Here is a 15,657-nt window from a genome sequence, read left to right on the forward strand (position 1 = left end):
AACTTGGCTATATAAGTAGGTTTACAGCTCTTGGTTTAGAGGGCTGTTTTTTATTTTCAATTAAAAATTGACAATTTTTAAAAATTTGGTAAAATCTAAATAAATCCAGTTTATACATAATCAAACTCTTTATTCTGGATGAAATGTAAGCGGATACAAAGGGGGTGCAGTCTTACGGAGTTAAAAGAAAAAATAATTGAAACATCGTTGACGCTCTTCGATCAGCATGGTTTTCATGGTGTCTCCGTTAACGAAATCGTTAAGGCATGCGGAACTAGCAAGGGTGGTTTTTATCACCATTTCTCTTCCAAAGATGAACTCTTATTTGTCATCCATGATTACTTTATTTCATATGTTTTAATAAAAGCACAGGAAGCCATTTCAGAAAGTACCCATCCAACAGAGAAAATGCAAAAGATCATTCAATCATTCGTTAAAGTTTTTGACCTCTATAAACCACACATCTCAGTTTTCTATCAAGAAAGTATTTACCTAAAACCACCTTATGTTGAAGCAATCAAAAAAAAGCGTCAAATGTATAAAGAAATCATTTTTTCCGTCATTAAAGAAGGTGTTGACAAGGGAGTATTCCGCAGCGAATTGCCGGTGGAAATTACCGGAATGTCAATTCTGGGGATGGTGAACTGGTCCTATAAATGGTACAAAAGGGACGGTGAAAAAACAATCGATGAAATCGGCGATATTTACGTGGATTTAATTTTGAATGCCCTATTGACAGATAGACAAAAAGAAGCGGAAATCACCCAGCCATTTTTACTGAAGAACCAATTTCTTGTGGATTAAACAATAAACTTGATTTGCACAGACCAACTAGTCGGTCTCAATAGAAAGGGGAATGAACATATGGATTTTTCACTTACAAAAGAGCAGCAGATGATTAAGGAAATGGTTAAGGAATTTGCCGAAAAGGAAATTAAACCCATTGCAATAGAGTTGGATGCAAAGTCCATGTTTGCGGAGGATGTATTCAAAAAAATGGGGAAACTCGGGTTACTTGGAATTCCGTTTCCTGAAGAATATGGCGGTTCGGGCGGAGATACGATTTCGTATGCAATTGCAGTTGAAGAGGTTGGCAAGGCGTGCGGGGGAACCGGATTAAGTTATGCAGCAGCCGTTTCGCTCGGAGCAAGTCCAATTTACTATTTTGGAACCGAAGAACAGAAGCAAAAATATCTGGTCCCTATCACGACCGGTGAAACTCTGGCAGCTTTCGGGTTAACAGAGCCTAATGCGGGTTCCGATGCTGGCGGTACGAGAACCACTGCCGTGTTGGAAGGTGATGAATATGTGATTAATGGCGAGAAAACATGGATAACAAATGCCAGCTATTCAAGAACCGTTACCGTCACTGCTGTATCGGGCAAAGATTCCAAGGGCAAGAATATCATCTCGGCATTCATCGTGCCAACCGATACCCAAGGGCTTACGATCAATAGCAATTATGAAAAAATGGGAGTTCGGGCTTCCAATACTTGTGAAATCATTCTGGATAATGTTAGGGTACCAAAGAAAAATTTATTGGGAGATCCAGACAAAGGCTTCAAACAATTCTTATTCACGCTGGATGGAGGAAGGATTTCAATTGCAGCTTTAGCCGTCGGTATCGCTCAGGCTGCCTTTGATAGAGCTTTAGCTTTTTCAAAAGAGCGCATTCAATTCGGTAAATCCATATCAAATTTCCAGGCCATTCAATTCAAGCTTGCAGACATGGCGATGGAAATTGAATTGGCGAGAAATATGGTATATAAGGCTGCATGGTTAAAGGACAATAAAAAACCTTTTGCAAAAGAAGCGGCATATGCCAAGCTTTTTGCAAGTGAGACCGCGTTCCGGGCTAGCAATCAAGCGATTCAAATACACGGCGGATCTGGTTACATGCGTGAATATGAAGTGGAACGCTATTTAAGAGATGCTAAGTTATTGGAGATTGGTGAAGGCACATCCGAAATTCAAAGAATCGTTATTGCCAGACAATTAGGCTGTTAATCTTTCCGAACGTAAAATGAACAATGATGCTTGGGTTCATTTTGGTGAAAAGCAGATGTTATCTATACAGCAAAAAGCGTTCATTCTTACTTTTATTTGATAGGAGGAGTTTGATGTCTGATTTGCTAGATGTTACTATCGGGAAACTGCTTGAAAGGACAGCTGAACAATATGGTGATAATGAAGCGGTGGTGTACCATGAACTAGGCCTGCGCCATTCCTATCGCGAATTTGAAAAGATTTGCCGAAAGGCGGCCAGGGGGTTCATGTCACTAGATATTAAAAAAGGGGAGCATATCGCCATTTGGGCGTCCAATAAACCGGAATGGCTTATATCCCAATTTTCCACCGCGAAAATGGGCGGGGTGCTAGTGACGGTCAATACTAATTACCGCACAAGTGAACTGGAATACCTGCTCAAGCAATCGGATTCGACGACGATCATCCTGATGGAACAATATAAGGATCATTCATATATAGAAACGCTGTACGAAATCGTACCTGAATTGAAAAATTCAGAACCAGGAAAATTACAATCTGAGAAACTGCCAAAATTGAAAAATATCATCGTTTTAGGTGAAACGCGTTATCCCGGAACGTTTTCGTGGGATGAAGTCATTAGCGGGAGCGAATCCGTTTCGGAGGAGTCGTTGGACATGAGAATGGAGGAATTGGCTCCCGGTGATGTGATTAATATGCAATATACATCAGGGACGACAGGATTTCCAAAAGGAGTGATGCTGACGCATTCAAACTTGGTCAATAACGGATTGAATGTTGCGGAATGCATGAAGCTTACCGAAGTTGACAGGCTTTGCATCCCGGTTCCGTTTTTTCATTGTTTCGGCTGTTCACTTGGGACAATGGCCTCTGTTTCTGTAGGGGCAACAATGGTGCCCATCGTGGAATTTAATCCACGCGTCGTCCTACAGACCGTTGAAGCCGAAAAATGTACGGGACTTCATGGGGTACCGACGATGTTCATAGCTGAACTTAATCTCGATGACTTTGACCAGTATGATTTAAGTTCGTTGCGGACTGGTATCATGGCAGGCTCTACATGTCCGATCGAAGTCATGAAAAGCGTGGTGAATAAGATGGGAATCTCGGAAATTACGATTACTTATGGTCAAACGGAATCTTCTCCAGGAATTACAATGACAAGAACGGACGATCCGATCGAACTTCGTGTTTCTTCAGTGGGAAGGGCTTTGCCGAAAGTGGAAGTGAAAATTGTCGATCCAGTTACCGGAGAGGAAGTCCAGCGGGGCAAACAAGGGGAACTCTGTTCAAGGGGATACCATGTAATGAAGGGATATTATAATAATCCGGAAGCCACTGAGCAAGCGATTGACCGGGAAGGCTGGCTTCATACGGGCGATTTGGCGGTCATGGATGAAAGAGGTTATTGCAAGATTACAGGCCGGCTGAAAGATATGATCATCCGCGGAGGAGAAAATATTTATCCTCGTGAGATTGAAGAATTCCTCTATCAACATCCTGCAATTGTCGATGTCCAGGTACTCGGCGTTCCAGACCAGAAGTACGGGGAAGAAGTCGCGGCATGGATCATTTTGAAAGCAGGTGAAAACCTTACGGAGAAAGAATTGATTGAGTATTGCAAAGGGAAAATATCTTTTCATAAAATTCCCCGTTACATTCAATTTACCGATACTTATCCAATGACAGCATCCGGGAAAATCCAAAAGTATAAGCTTCGGCAACAAACTCTTGACCTACTATCGGAACGTACTAAATAAGGAGGATATCGTATGATTCGAAAAATTCTTATCGCAAACAGGGGAGAAATAGCATCACGCATTATTCGTACATGCAGGAAGTTGGGAATACTTACTGTCGCCGTCCATTCGGAAGCAGATTCGGATTCACCATTTGTGAGGTTGGCGGATGAGGCATATTTATTGGGTGGCCCGAGAGTACAGGAAAGCTATTTAAACGTCACTAAGATTTTGGAAATAGCTAAGAAAACCGGAGTGGAGGCCATTCATCCTGGATACGGCTTTCTTAGTGAAAATGCAGATTTCGCACGTTCATGCGAAGAAGCCGGCTTGATATTCATTGGTCCCAAACCAGAGATCATCCAGCAGATGGGCAATAAAGTAGAGGCACGGAAAAAGATGGAGCAAGCGGGACTTCCATTGGTGCCTGGATTTTCACGTCCGTTAATTGATAGTGCAGAAGCGGCAGCGGTTGCTGAAAAGATTGGCTATCCAGTCATGTTAAAAGCAGCAGCAGGCGGCGGGGGAATCGGTATGCAGGCCGTTGCTAATGAAGATGAACTTACCAAGGCCTTCGAAGGGAATCAAAAACGTGCCCAATTGTTTTTTGGCAATGGAGATATGTTCATAGAAAAATTGATTGAGAAGCCTCGTCATATTGAAATTCAGGTATTGGCGGATTCCTTTGGGAATGCTGTTTACTTATGGGAAAGGGAATGCTCCGTTCAAAGGCGCCACCAGAAGGTCGTGGAAGAGGCTCCCTCTTCTTTCCTTGACGAAGAAACAAGAAACAGGATGGGAATGGCTGCAGTGAAAGCGGTAAAATCCATCGGTTATAGCAATGCGGGCACCCTCGAATTTTTAGTTGATGCGGATAAAAACTTTTATTTCCTGGAAATGAATACACGCCTACAGGTAGAGCATCCTGTCACCGAAGAAATTACGGGACTGGATTTAGTCGAACAGCAAATTAAAATTGCATCGGGCAACAAATTGGAATTCACTCAAAGTGAGATTAAACAGGATGGACACTCCATTGAAGTGCGCATATATGCTGAAGATCCGAAAACTTTCTATCCAGCACCGGGTAGAATCACCAGCATGGAACTTCCGGAAGGTGAGGGGATCCGTCATGAATTGGCGGTTCATGGAACTTCCGTTGTATCGCACTTTTATGATCCGATGATCGCAAAATTGGTAGTGAGCGGCGATTCGAGAGATAAAGCGATCGAGAGATTAATAGAAGCGCTGGCAAGCTATAAAATAGAAGGAATTAAAACAAACCTTCCTTTGCTGATGGAAATAATTTCTCATGAAGCTTTTTCCCAAGGAGATACGACTACGGATTTCATTGCGAAATATATTAAAAAATTGACAGTATAACGCGTTTTTAAAACATAATGATCAGGAGGAATATGAGATGGCAGAATTAAAGGCAAGCATGGCAGGAAGCGTTTGGAAAATCGTAGCGAACGAGGGGCAAAGTGTTTCCGACGGACAGGATATCGTTATCTTGGAATCGATGAAAATGGAAATCCCCATTGCAGCAGAGGAAGCTGGCATCATTAAAGAACTTAAAGTGAATGAGGGGGATTTCGTAAATGAGGGCGACGTTTTGGCCGTCATTGAATAAAGGGACGGAGGGGTAAGATGAATTGGCCTGAAAAAGTGACAATTAAGGAAGTGGGTCCGCGCGACGGGCTGCAAAATGAAAAGGTCATGATACCTGCACAAAGCAAAATGGATTGGATCGATCAGCTCTCTGATACAGGATTATCTTATATAGAGGTGACTTCTTTCGTACATCCAAAGTGGATTCCCCAATTGAGTGATGCTGTTGAGGTGGCTAAGGGTATAAAGCGCAATCCCGGGATCACTTATGCGGCCCTTGTACCCAATCAAAGGGGGCTGGAATCGGCCCTTGAAGCCAATATCGATGAAATTTCCGTGTTCATGTCATCCAGTGAAACGCATAATCTTAAAAATATCAATAAATCGATTTCCGATACCTTTCCAATAATGAAGGATGTCATCGGGACAGCATCAAAAAGCGGGAAAACGGTTAGAGGCTATATTTCTACCGTTTTCGGCTGCCCTTATGAAGGGGAGGTTTCGTCCGAACAGGTTTTCCGTGTTTGTGATCAACTTTTTGAATATGGAATCGATGAGGTCTCATTGGGTGATACGATTGGGGTCGCATCTCCAAGACAGGTTGCCTTGTTCCTTGAACAGGCTGTAAAAAGATATGATATAAGCCGAATTGCCCTCCATTTTCATGATACAAGGGGAATGGCGCTCGCAAATGTTCTTGAATCACTGAATTATGGTGTGGGCACTTTTGACTCTTCGCTCGGAGGTTTAGGAGGATGCCCATATGCACCAGGTGCGAGCGGAAATGTGGCTACGGATGACCTGGTTCATATGCTACATAAAATGGGAATTCACACGGGAATCAATTCAGAAAAACTAATGAAGGCTGCAGCCTTGATGCAAAGCTTTTTGGAAAAACCATTGCCTAGCCATCAGATGGCTGTTTATAACACACAATAAGAGAAAATTGAGGTGAATTTATGACATCATTAGTTGAAATAAGTACTGAGGAAAAGGGAATTGCCCTCGTGACTTTGAATCGGCCGGATGCTGCTAATGCTTTATCCACAGAATTGCTTCATTGTTTAGCCGAAGGGCTGGATGAATTGAAAAGAGATTCCAATTTACGAACAGTCATTATTACGGGAGCAGGAGAAAAGGCGTTTTGTGCAGGTGCGGATCTTAAGGAACGAGCAGGAATGAATGATGATAAAGTCAAGGAGACAGTCAAGTTGATTGGAGACACGATTACGGCTGTAGAAAACCTTCCAGTTCCAGTCATTGCTGCGATTAACGGTTCGGCTTTTGGCGGAGGGCTGGAGTTGGCACTCGCTTGTGACATACGAATCGCATCGGAAACGGCGAAGGTGGGACTTACAGAAACGTCATTAGGCATCATCCCAGGTGCCGGCGGTACTCAGCGCCTGCCGCGAATAGTCGGAATGCCGACAGCAAAAGAACTGATTTATACGGCTAGGAGATTGGATGCAAAAACAGCACATGCTTTGAAAATCATAAGTCATGTATATTCACCTCAACATTTACTTGAGGAAGCGAAAAAATTGGCTGGGGAAATTGCGGTTAATGCCCCATTGGCACTCAGGGCTGCAAAAGCGGCGATTAATCAAGGGGCTGAGACTAACTTGAAAACAGGGTTACAAATTGAAAAAGAATGCTATCAGACAACTTTAAAAACCCGTGACCGACTGGAGGGTCTGTCAGCATTCAAAGAAAAGCGCAAACCAGCATTTAGAGGCCAATGATTTCAATTGAAGGAGGAACAGGGATGGTAACGACGGATAAACTAACCGAAACGGTTGAAACGATTAAAAAAGGCGGTTTAGAAAAATATCATCAAAAAAACGCTGAAAAAGGAAAGCTTTTCGTTCGTGAGCGGCTAGAACTTCTTTTTGATGAAGGGGTTGAAATAGAGGACGCTTTCTTTGCTAATTGTTCCAGTGATGGTCTTCCTGCTGATGGTGTGGTTACAGGCATTGGAAAAATCAATGGTCAGAGGGTCTGTGTCATGGCCAATGATTCGACTGTAAAAGCAGGTTCCTGGGGAGCAAGGACCGTCGAGAAAATCATTCGCATTCAGGAAACAGCTGAAAAGTTACAGTTGCCCCTTCTTTATTTAGTTGATTCTGCCGGAGCACGAATTACTGATCAAGTAGAAATGTTCCCGGGACGCCGCGGAGCGGGACGCATCTTTTACAATCAAGTGAAGTTATCAGGAAAAGTCCCGCAAATTTGTCTATTGTTCGGTCCGTCTGCCGCCGGCGGGGCATATATCCCAGCTTTTTGTGATATTGTCGTAATGGTTGAAGGCAATGCATCCATGTATTTAGGTTCACCGAGAATGGCAGAAATGGTCATTGGCGAAAAGGTGAGCGAAGAGGAAATGGGCGGGGCGAAAATGCATTGTTCTGTTTCAGGATGCGGGGATGTACTTGTTAAGTCGGAAGAAGAATCGATCGCGTTTGCGCGCAGGTACTTAAGCTATTTTCCAGGAAATTATCAAGAAAGACCTAAAAGCGTAAAACCTGAGCTACCTGCGGATTTCGAAAAAACTTTGGAAGAACTGATTCCTAAAAATCAGAATGCAGCCTTTAATATGTATGACCTGATCGATAGGGTTATAGACAGGCAATCATTTTGTGAAATCAAGAAGCTATTTGCCCCTGAATTAATCACTGGGCTTGCAAGGCTAAATGGACAAACGATAGGGATCATAGCCAATCAGCCGCGTGTCAAGGGCGGCGTCCTGTTCCATGATTCCGCTGATAAGGCAGCCAAGTTCATCAATTTATGTGATGCTTTCCATATACCGCTGTTGTTCCTGGTGGATATTCCAGGATTCATGATTGGGACGAAGGTCGAACAGGCAGGGATCATTCGCCATGGTGCGAAAATGATTTCCGCCATGAGTGAAGCCACGGTTCCCAAGATTTCTGTCATTGTCCGGAAGGCTTATGGTGCTGGATTATACGCGATGGCCGGTCCCGCTTTTGAACCGGACTGCGTTCTTGCCTTACCGACGGCATTGATTGCCGTCATGGGTGCAGAAGCTGCGGTCAATGCCGTCTATGCCAATAAAATCAATGCAATGGAACCGGAAGAGCGCCCTGCATTCATCGAACAGAAGCGCAATGAGTACAATGAAGACATCGATATCTACCGCTTAGCCTCCGAGATGATTGTTGATGGCATCATCCAGCCAAATGACCTGCGTGATGAATTGTGCGCCCGCTTTGAAGCATATAGCAGTAAGCAATTGACATTTACCGATCGTAAACATGGGGTCTATCCCGTTTAATGAATTCAATAAATAAGCCCGGTCATCATGACCGGGCTATTTATCATGTGTTAAATTAAATGATTTTTCAAATAATAAGAAAATTTTTCTTGTTTTGTGTTGCTAAATCACACAAGGAAGAGTACTATAATTAGTAATTAATGATTTACTAATTACTTAATTCCATACTTAGTGAAAGAAAGTGAGAGTTGCCATGGCTCAGCAGGAAAAAAAGAAATACATTACTCCAGATGGATACACAGCAGATATTGCGATTTTTACTATCACTACTAAGAAAACGGCAGAGAAAGCCCCGCCTGAAATGTTTTTGAAGCTATTATTAATCAAACGTGCCACAAAAGATAAGGAAGGAAGCCCGAATGTTGAAGGAGATAAATGGGCTTTACCCGGAGGTTTCGTCAATGCTGCCGAGACTGCTTATGAAGCTGCCAAAAGAGAATTGAAAGAAGAAACGGGCGTAGCTGGATTCCATGTCAAGCATTTCGGGGTTTATGACCGGCCAGGGCGCGATCCCAGGGGATGGATCATATCCAACGCTTTTTATGCAATTGTCCAGGAAGAGTTTCTTCATCAAAGAAAAGCGAATGACGATGCAGCCGAGGTTGAATTGTTCACGATTCAGGAAGCCTTACAATTAGACCTTGCATTCGATCACTATACAATTATTAACGATGCGATGAATTTAATGAAAAAAGAAATGGTGCAAACGACGATAGCTCAAAAATTCCTGCCGGATGAATTTACACTTTCTGAACTGCAACGGGTTTTGCTGACAGCCAGAGATGATGCAAAAATCAGCGCAGACTCACTTTTTTATGCAAAAGCCCCGAAACTCCCGTTTTTGGAGAAAGTCTTGGATGAAAAGGGAATGCAGAAGAAAACGAAACGTAATTCGTATCGGCCTTCACAGCTTTACCGATTTAATGCAGAGGTTGTCATGGACTCTATTTACTATTGAGGGGGAATTGTTCTATGGGAAAAAAGGCATTGATCAATATAGATTATACGTATGACTTCGTGGCAGACGGGGGTTCATTGACCTGCGGGAAGCCAGGCCAGGATATCGAGAAGGCTCTTGTCAGTATAACCAAGGATTTCATCAAACAAGGTGAATACACGGTCTTCGCGATTGATTTACATGAAGAAGGAGACCGCTTACATCCCGAATCGAATTTGTTTCCACCGCATAATATTAGCGGTACAATGGGTAGAGACCTATACGGGGCGTTAAAAGAGGAATATGAAACAAATAAAAATCAAAAGAATGTTCATTATATAGATAAAACACGTTATTCGGCCTTTGCAGGAACGGACCTTGATATCCGCCTGCGGGAACGTCACATTACCGATGTATATTTAGTCGGGGTTTGTACAGATATCTGTATTTTGCATACGGCAATGGACGCTTATAATCTAGGCTATAAAATCTTTGTATATGAAAATGCAGTAGCCTCGTTTAATAATGCCGGTCACCATTGGGCGCTTGGACATTTTAAAGGATCTCTTGGAGCAACCATTCTATAATATTCATTAACGCAACAGAATAGAAGGGAAGCGAATGCTTCTCTTTTGGGAGGAACTATCCATGGAAAAAAAGTACAACGACGACAGTTTCGCATTACACACTGATCTTTACCAAATCAATATGGCCCAAACTTATTGGCAGGACAAAACACATAACCGAAAGGCAGTTTTCGAAATATTTTTCAGAAAGCTTCCATTTAACAGCGGATATGCGATTTTTGCGGGACTTGAAAAAATTGTCCATTACCTTCAAAACTTTTCCTTCTCGGAAAGTGATATCGACTATTTAAAAAATGATCTGCACTATGATGAAGAATTTTTGGATTATTTGCGAAACATCCGTTTCACTGGAGCGATCCGCTGCATGAAAGAGGGAGAGCTTGTCTTCGGAAATGAACCGATTTTACGGGTGGAGGCACCGCTCGGTGAGGCTCAACTCATTGAAACTGCGCTGCTTAACATTGTGAACTATCACACACTCGTGGCAACAAAAGCTTCGCGCATCAAACAGGTCATCGGTGAAGAATCTGCCCTTGAATTCGGTTCAAGGCGGGCGCAAGAAATGGATGCTGCAATTTGGGGAGCGAGAGCGGCCTATATTGCTGGCTTTGATTCAACCAGTAATGTACGTGCTGGAAAGCTTTTCGGCATTCCGGTTTCAGGGACTCATGCACATTCCATGATCCAAGCTTATAAAGATGAATATACCGCTTTTCATAAATACGCTGTTTCCCATAAAGACTGTGTATTCTTGGTTGATACTTATGATACATTGCGTTCTGGCATTCCGAATGCAATCCGTGTTGCCAAGGAACTGGGCGATAAAATCAATTTCATTGGCGTCCGTCTTGACAGCGGTGATTTAGCTTACTTATCAAAAGAAGCACGACGTATGCTTGATGCTGCAGGGTTCCATGATGCGAAGATTGTCGCTTCCAATGACTTGGATGAATATACGATCATTAACCTGAAACAACAAGGAGCAAGAATTGATATTTGGGGCATCGGAACCAAATTGATTACGGCTTATGACCAGCCAGCGCTCGGTGCAGTTTATAAAATGGTTTCAATAGAGGGTGAAGATGGGAATATGAGAGATACCATCAAAATTTCATCTAACCCTGAAAAGGTTACGACACCTGGCTTAAAACGAGTATATCGAATTATCAATAAAGTGAACCATCATGCTGAAGGTGATTATTTGGCGATGGAATATGAGAAGCCGCAGGAACAGGAAAAATTAAAAATGTTCCATCCTGTCCATACCTTCCTAAGTAAATTCGTCACGGATTTCGATGCGGTTGATCTGCATGTGGATATTTTCAAGGATGGAAGTTTGATTTATGAATTGCCAACCATAGATGAAATCAAGGCATTCACGCAAAAAAATCTCCAAGTATTATGGCCGGAGTACCTGCGTGCACTTAATCCTGAAGAATACCCGGTAGATCTAAGCCAGGATTGTTGGGATAATAAAATGAGGAATATAGATGAAGTTAAAGCCAATGTAGAAAGAATGCTAACGAAGTGACAATCCTATTTTATTAGAAAGCGGGGCTTTGCCAATGCGTCCTTTACAAAAAGAAATCGTAAAAAAATTACTTGTCCAACCAACGATCGATCCTGAAGTCGAATTCAGGAAAAGTGTTGATCTATTAAAAGGGTATATGAATAAAAATACGTTTCTGAAAAGCTTTGTACTTGGAATATCTGGAGGGCAAGATTCAACACTGGCGGGGTATATTGCCCAAACCGCTGTCAATGAATTGAATGAAGAAACGAATGGCAGCGACTATAAGTTTGTTGCTGTAAGCTTGCCATATGGAGTACAGGCTGATGAAGATGACAGGCAGCTTGCGTTAAAATTCATCAAGCCAAGCCAAACGGTTACAGTCAACATCAAGGAAGCGGTGGATGCATCAGTAAAAGCTGTGGAAGAAGCAGTTTCTGAAAAGCTATCGAATTTCTTAAGGGGAAATGTTAAAGCACGTGAGCGAATGAAGGTACAATATGATTTAGCTGGACTTTATAAAGGCGTCGTGCTTGGTACGGACCATGCAGCAGAAGCGATCACAGGTTTCTTTACGAAACATGGTGACGGCGCAGCGGATATCCTTCCATTATACCGATTAAATAAAAGGCAAGGAAAAGAAATCCTGAAATTCGTCGGTGCGCCTGAGCGTCTTTATACGAAAATACCAACGGCCGATTTGGAAGATGACAAACCGTTACTTCCTGATGAAGCGGCTTTAGGCGTTAGCTACGATGAAATCGATGATTACCTTGAAGGCAAGGAAATCAGAACGGAAGCTGCTGAAATCATCGAAGGTTGGTATACTAAAACCGAACATAAACGCAATGAAGCCATTAACGTTTATGATACTTGGTGGAAATAAAAGAAGCTGATAAGTTTTCCCGCATCACAAAAGATGCGGGTTTTTTTGCAAGAACATAACGAGCACCTTGGCCAGCACATCAGTATTGAAATTTTACCGGCAAAGGGGAAAACTAAATGTCGACTCAACATATGGATTTATCCAGGATTATTGAAGAAACGAGCAAGGGAATTGGATTCTCGGGTGTAATCAGTTTAAAAGCGGGAGTTGACCTGATTCATAGCTCAGTACATGGCTATTCCAATCGAGCGGATGAAATCATGAATACGACCGAAACGAAGTTCGGAATTGCTTCTGGGTGTAAACTGTTTACGGCGATAGCCATTTGCCAGTTAATACAAAAAGGGAAACTTAGGTTCGATTCTAAGCTTAAAGACTGTCTTCCAATCGTGTTTCCTGATTTTAACCAAAATGTAACCATACATCACCTCTTAACACACACTTCGGGCATTCCTGATTACTTTGATGAAGAAGTGATGGAGGATTTTGAAGAGCTTTGGCAGAAAAATCCGATGTACCATATAAAAAGATTAAAAGATTTCCTGCCAATGTTTCAAGATGAGTTGATGATGTTCGATCCCGGGGAAAGATTTCATTACAATAATGCAGGCTATATTTTATTAGGATTGATTGTTGAGGAAGTTACCGGACTTGAATTTTCCGAATATATAGAAAAGAACATCTTTCTGCCTTGTGAAATGATAAATTCCGGTTATTTTTCCATGGACCAGCTTCCTAAAAATACTGCATTAGGGTACATTGACGAAGAAAATGGAGCATGGAGAACAAATGTTTATTCCCTTCCGATCAAAGGCGGTGCGGATGGAGGTGCGTATATTACAACATCAGATATGTTCAGGTTTTGGGAGGGGTTATTTTCCAATCAATTACTGAATCAAGCATATACCAATCTTTTATTGAAGCCCCATATTGCTACGGAAGATGAAGGGAAATACTATGGATATGGCATATGGATAAGTAAAAAAAATGAAGCGATTTTCAAATATCATCTTATGGGGTATGACCCGGGTGTAAGTTTCGATTCAGCGGTATATCCGGCAAATCGATTGAAAACCGTCATTACTTCAAATGAAAGCACGGGTCCATACCATATTACTTGCGCGATTGAAAAAGAACTATAAACAAAGGGAACCTTTCTGCTTGTGAAGGGTTCCCTTTGTTTATAGTCAATGTGAATTCATTCATGGAGAACTTGTTTTATATTTAAGAAAGGGACGGAATTGCATCCAATTGCTCAATTGTTTCCAGAACTTCTGGATTTTCAAGTAAAGATAATTCACCTGTATCTTTATTCAAGACGCGGCGCATCACTTTCCATTTCTTGTCTTGGAAAGCGGGCAGATTTTATTATGTTTCAAGGCTTTTCCAAACAAAGCATTTGTATATTTAGATATCTTGAAGTAGAGTATATTTAATAAACATTATTTTAACCGGTATTTTCCGATGGAGGTTCTTTTTACTTTATGAAGGCAAGATATGAACTCGCGAACATGAACTTAACAGTAAGTAATGTGACTTTACGTAATGCGGCGGATAGTTATGTCCTCTTGAAAGCTGCAGATGATCAAAATAATGAAATCACGATCAAGCTTTCCCACGAACAAGCGGAATTTCTAGAAGCGGAATTAAGGGAAGTAAATCGCCGTCGCAGGGAAAATAGTCCTGATATATCCGGGAATGACCAGGAACGTATTAATGACGACGATTCTTTCAATCTGTTTAGCATTGATTTATTCAATGAAAGTGAACCGAAGTAATTGAGCTTATTTACCCCGAATCAAATTTTCTTCTCTGTAACCTTCCTTCCGGTTTAAGATGATGCTACAGAGAGTTTATCATTCCCGCCAATACAAAATCCGAATTTAAAGTTATTGAAAGGCCATTAGGAATGTTTTAAGCAGGTGACCTATCGTTACCTTTATTTTGATTGCTTGAAAAAATTCTTCACCAAAAGGAAAATGGATGATAGTGCAGCAAAAACCATGAAAAATACGATGAACCCCCAAAGGCCTACCGCCGCATCTTGAAACTCCATATTCCCCCTGCTGGTAAGGGCTTGCTGTATTTCAATGGCAAATACTAATACAACCATGACTGTAAAGGTATAAAGGAAAGAGAGTATCGTTATCCCAAAACGCATCCGGGAAATTAAATTAGATAAAATTAACACGAACAAAAATATGATGATACCGATGATTCCCATTATCCAAAAATGCAAATCTTTGTCCGTTGCATTTGAATTTAATGTGTCACTCACAAAGAATAGGATGAAATCGTGAAGATTATTGACGATTTCAGCTAATATCTGGATGATTTCTTTCATTTTTCACACCTCCAATCATTAGATTATAGCAGGTTATAAATCTATTTAGAAGTGGGGTGGGGGGCCAGACTGACCTTCGATGGAAGTAATATGAAATCATAGACACGCTGGGGAAAAAACATAAGTGAATGAAGAAGTCAGTACATGCAACGTCAGCTAAATAAGGGTAGATTGTACAAAATACATAAAAAAATAAAGTATAAGAGAATCAAGAAAAGTAGGAGTGCCTATTTCCAATGTTTTAACACCTTAGCAATCTAAGCCATGATTGTTTTAATTGGTTCCTTTATTAATGCTAGTAAAAAATATCTTTACTTAAAGATTTCATGGTTGGAGGAAAAAAGGATGAATAATGTACATAATCATGTGTTAACAGTAATTGATTTTATGAAAACCGGACATAAAACCTGTTTTGTGAAAGTAAACGGTTTTGATGCTGAATCAGGACAAGATTTTGAAGGCGAAGTTAAATTTGTCGGTGATTTGCCTTTTGGAGATTTGATTCATCCCGAACGGTCACATTTATCTTCCACTTGCAGGGAATTTGTTCGGGATGATTTGTTGAGCAGATACAGTCATGGGCAGTTTGAATGAACTGGTTGGAAATTTTTATAGAGAATCCAATGAGATGATATTCTGCTCACTTGTTTAAAAATGGTAAAATGGCGGGTATAAAGAATATGGTATGTAGGAACTTTTTTATGCCAATCTTCTCTTTCAACTGACAAAATAGCATATTTC

At 41.5% G+C, this 15,657-nt stretch carries 16 protein-coding genes; 15 read left to right on the forward strand and 1 reads right to left on the reverse strand.

Annotated elements, in window-relative coordinates:
* Window positions 1-138 precede the first annotated feature (138 nt).
* From NYE63_RS13255 to NYE63_RS13320, 14 genes are all read left to right on the forward strand, one after another.
* Complete coding sequence (locus tag NYE63_RS13255; RefSeq protein WP_342605498.1) at window positions 139-804, forward strand: TetR/AcrR family transcriptional regulator; 666 nt, start codon at window positions 139-141, stop codon at window positions 802-804.
* Between the two features lie 60 nt (window positions 805-864).
* Window positions 865-2,007 (forward strand): acyl-CoA dehydrogenase, encoded by a 1,143-nt coding sequence (locus tag NYE63_RS13260; protein WP_342605499.1) that lies wholly within the window; start codon window positions 865-867, stop codon window positions 2,005-2,007.
* A gap of 122 nt (window positions 2,008-2,129) precedes the next feature.
* Complete coding sequence (locus tag NYE63_RS13265) at window positions 2,130-3,767, forward strand: AMP-binding protein (RefSeq protein WP_342605754.1); 1,638 nt, start codon at window positions 2,130-2,132, stop codon at window positions 3,765-3,767.
* A 12-nt stretch (window positions 3,768-3,779) separates the two neighbouring features.
* Window positions 3,780-5,129, forward strand: a complete 1,350-nt coding sequence (locus NYE63_RS13270; RefSeq protein WP_342605500.1) for an acetyl-CoA carboxylase biotin carboxylase subunit — start codon at window positions 3,780-3,782, stop codon at window positions 5,127-5,129.
* A 37-nt stretch (window positions 5,130-5,166) separates the two neighbouring features.
* Window positions 5,167-5,379 (forward strand): acetyl-CoA carboxylase biotin carboxyl carrier protein subunit, encoded by a 213-nt coding sequence (locus tag NYE63_RS13275; RefSeq protein ID WP_342605501.1) that lies wholly within the window; start codon window positions 5,167-5,169, stop codon window positions 5,377-5,379.
* Window positions 5,380-5,396: 17 nt separating this feature from the next.
* A complete protein-coding gene (locus NYE63_RS13280; RefSeq protein WP_342605502.1) occupies window positions 5,397-6,296 on the forward strand; it encodes a hydroxymethylglutaryl-CoA lyase in 900 nt (299 codons plus the stop codon).
* A 20-nt stretch (window positions 6,297-6,316) separates the two neighbouring features.
* Window positions 6,317-7,099 (forward strand): enoyl-CoA hydratase, encoded by a 783-nt coding sequence (locus NYE63_RS13285; RefSeq protein ID WP_342605503.1) that lies wholly within the window; start codon window positions 6,317-6,319, stop codon window positions 7,097-7,099.
* Between the two features lie 23 nt (window positions 7,100-7,122).
* On the forward strand, window positions 7,123-8,652 hold the full coding sequence (locus tag NYE63_RS13290; RefSeq protein ID WP_342605504.1) for an acyl-CoA carboxylase subunit beta: 1,530 nt from the start codon (window positions 7,123-7,125) through the stop codon (window positions 8,650-8,652).
* Window positions 8,653-8,845: 193 nt separating this feature from the next.
* Window positions 8,846-9,610 carry an NUDIX domain-containing protein gene (locus NYE63_RS13295; RefSeq protein WP_342605505.1) on the forward strand — a complete coding sequence of 255 codons (765 nt, stop codon included), beginning with the start codon at window positions 8,846-8,848 and terminating at the stop codon, window positions 9,608-9,610.
* A 14-nt stretch (window positions 9,611-9,624) separates the two neighbouring features.
* A complete protein-coding gene (locus tag NYE63_RS13300; protein WP_342605506.1) occupies window positions 9,625-10,176 on the forward strand; it encodes an isochorismatase family cysteine hydrolase in 552 nt (183 codons plus the stop codon).
* Window positions 10,177-10,237: 61 nt separating this feature from the next.
* Window positions 10,238-11,707 carry a nicotinate phosphoribosyltransferase gene (locus tag NYE63_RS13305; protein ID WP_342605507.1) on the forward strand — a complete coding sequence of 490 codons (1,470 nt, stop codon included), beginning with the start codon at window positions 10,238-10,240 and terminating at the stop codon, window positions 11,705-11,707.
* Window positions 11,708-11,741: 34 nt separating this feature from the next.
* On the forward strand, window positions 11,742-12,572 hold the full coding sequence (gene nadE / locus NYE63_RS13310; protein ID WP_342605508.1) for an ammonia-dependent NAD(+) synthetase: 831 nt from the start codon (window positions 11,742-11,744) through the stop codon (window positions 12,570-12,572).
* Window positions 12,573-12,688: 116 nt separating this feature from the next.
* Window positions 12,689-13,714 (forward strand): serine hydrolase, encoded by a 1,026-nt coding sequence (locus tag NYE63_RS13315; protein ID WP_342605509.1) that lies wholly within the window; start codon window positions 12,689-12,691, stop codon window positions 13,712-13,714.
* A gap of 342 nt (window positions 13,715-14,056) precedes the next feature.
* Window positions 14,057-14,350, forward strand: coding sequence for a hypothetical protein (locus NYE63_RS13320; protein ID WP_283902509.1), 294 nt, complete (start codon window positions 14,057-14,059; stop codon window positions 14,348-14,350).
* Window positions 14,351-14,511: 161 nt separating this feature from the next.
* Here NYE63_RS13320 and NYE63_RS13325 read toward each other — a convergent pair whose 3' ends face one another.
* The gene (locus NYE63_RS13325; protein WP_230161702.1) at window positions 14,512-14,916 is read right to left on the reverse strand and encodes a hypothetical protein; all 405 of its coding nucleotides are present in this window, start codon (window positions 14,914-14,916) and stop codon (window positions 14,512-14,514) included.
* A gap of 345 nt (window positions 14,917-15,261) precedes the next feature.
* Here NYE63_RS13325 and NYE63_RS13330 point away from each other — a divergent pair, with 345 nt between their 5' ends.
* Window positions 15,262-15,510, forward strand: a complete 249-nt coding sequence (locus tag NYE63_RS13330) for a hypothetical protein (protein WP_342605510.1) — start codon at window positions 15,262-15,264, stop codon at window positions 15,508-15,510.
* The last annotated feature ends 147 nt before the right edge of the window (window positions 15,511-15,657 follow it).

The organism is Peribacillus sp. FSL E2-0159, from assembly GCF_038643155.1.
GTDB lineage: Bacteria > Bacillota > Bacilli > Bacillales > DSM-1321 > Peribacillus > Peribacillus simplex.

Coding starts and splice junctions, on each gene's coding strand:
- NYE63_RS13330 (WP_342605510.1), top strand. CDS start 15,262: ATGAATAATGTACATAATCATGTGTTAACAGTAATTGATTTTATGAAA.
- NYE63_RS13275 (WP_342605501.1), top strand. CDS start 5,167: ATGGCAGAATTAAAGGCAAGCATGGCAGGAAGCGTTTGGAAAATCGTA.
- NYE63_RS13325 (WP_230161702.1), bottom strand. CDS start 14,916: ATGAAAGAAATCATCCAGATATTAGCTGAAATCGTCAATAATCTTCAC.
- NYE63_RS13305 (WP_342605507.1), top strand. CDS start 10,238: ATGGAAAAAAAGTACAACGACGACAGTTTCGCATTACACACTGATCTT.
- NYE63_RS13280 (WP_342605502.1), top strand. CDS start 5,397: ATGAATTGGCCTGAAAAAGTGACAATTAAGGAAGTGGGTCCGCGCGAC.
- NYE63_RS13270 (WP_342605500.1), top strand. CDS start 3,780: ATGATTCGAAAAATTCTTATCGCAAACAGGGGAGAAATAGCATCACGC.
- NYE63_RS13255 (WP_342605498.1), top strand. CDS start 139: ATGAAATGTAAGCGGATACAAAGGGGGTGCAGTCTTACGGAGTTAAAA.
- NYE63_RS13295 (WP_342605505.1), top strand. CDS start 8,846: ATGGCTCAGCAGGAAAAAAAGAAATACATTACTCCAGATGGATACACA.
- NYE63_RS13315 (WP_342605509.1), top strand. CDS start 12,689: ATGTCGACTCAACATATGGATTTATCCAGGATTATTGAAGAAACGAGC.
- nadE (WP_342605508.1), top strand. CDS start 11,742: ATGCGTCCTTTACAAAAAGAAATCGTAAAAAAATTACTTGTCCAACCA.
- NYE63_RS13290 (WP_342605504.1), top strand. CDS start 7,123: ATGGTAACGACGGATAAACTAACCGAAACGGTTGAAACGATTAAAAAA.
- NYE63_RS13285 (WP_342605503.1), top strand. CDS start 6,317: ATGACATCATTAGTTGAAATAAGTACTGAGGAAAAGGGAATTGCCCTC.
- NYE63_RS13260 (WP_342605499.1), top strand. CDS start 865: ATGGATTTTTCACTTACAAAAGAGCAGCAGATGATTAAGGAAATGGTT.
- NYE63_RS13300 (WP_342605506.1), top strand. CDS start 9,625: ATGGGAAAAAAGGCATTGATCAATATAGATTATACGTATGACTTCGTG.
- NYE63_RS13320 (WP_283902509.1), top strand. CDS start 14,057: ATGAAGGCAAGATATGAACTCGCGAACATGAACTTAACAGTAAGTAAT.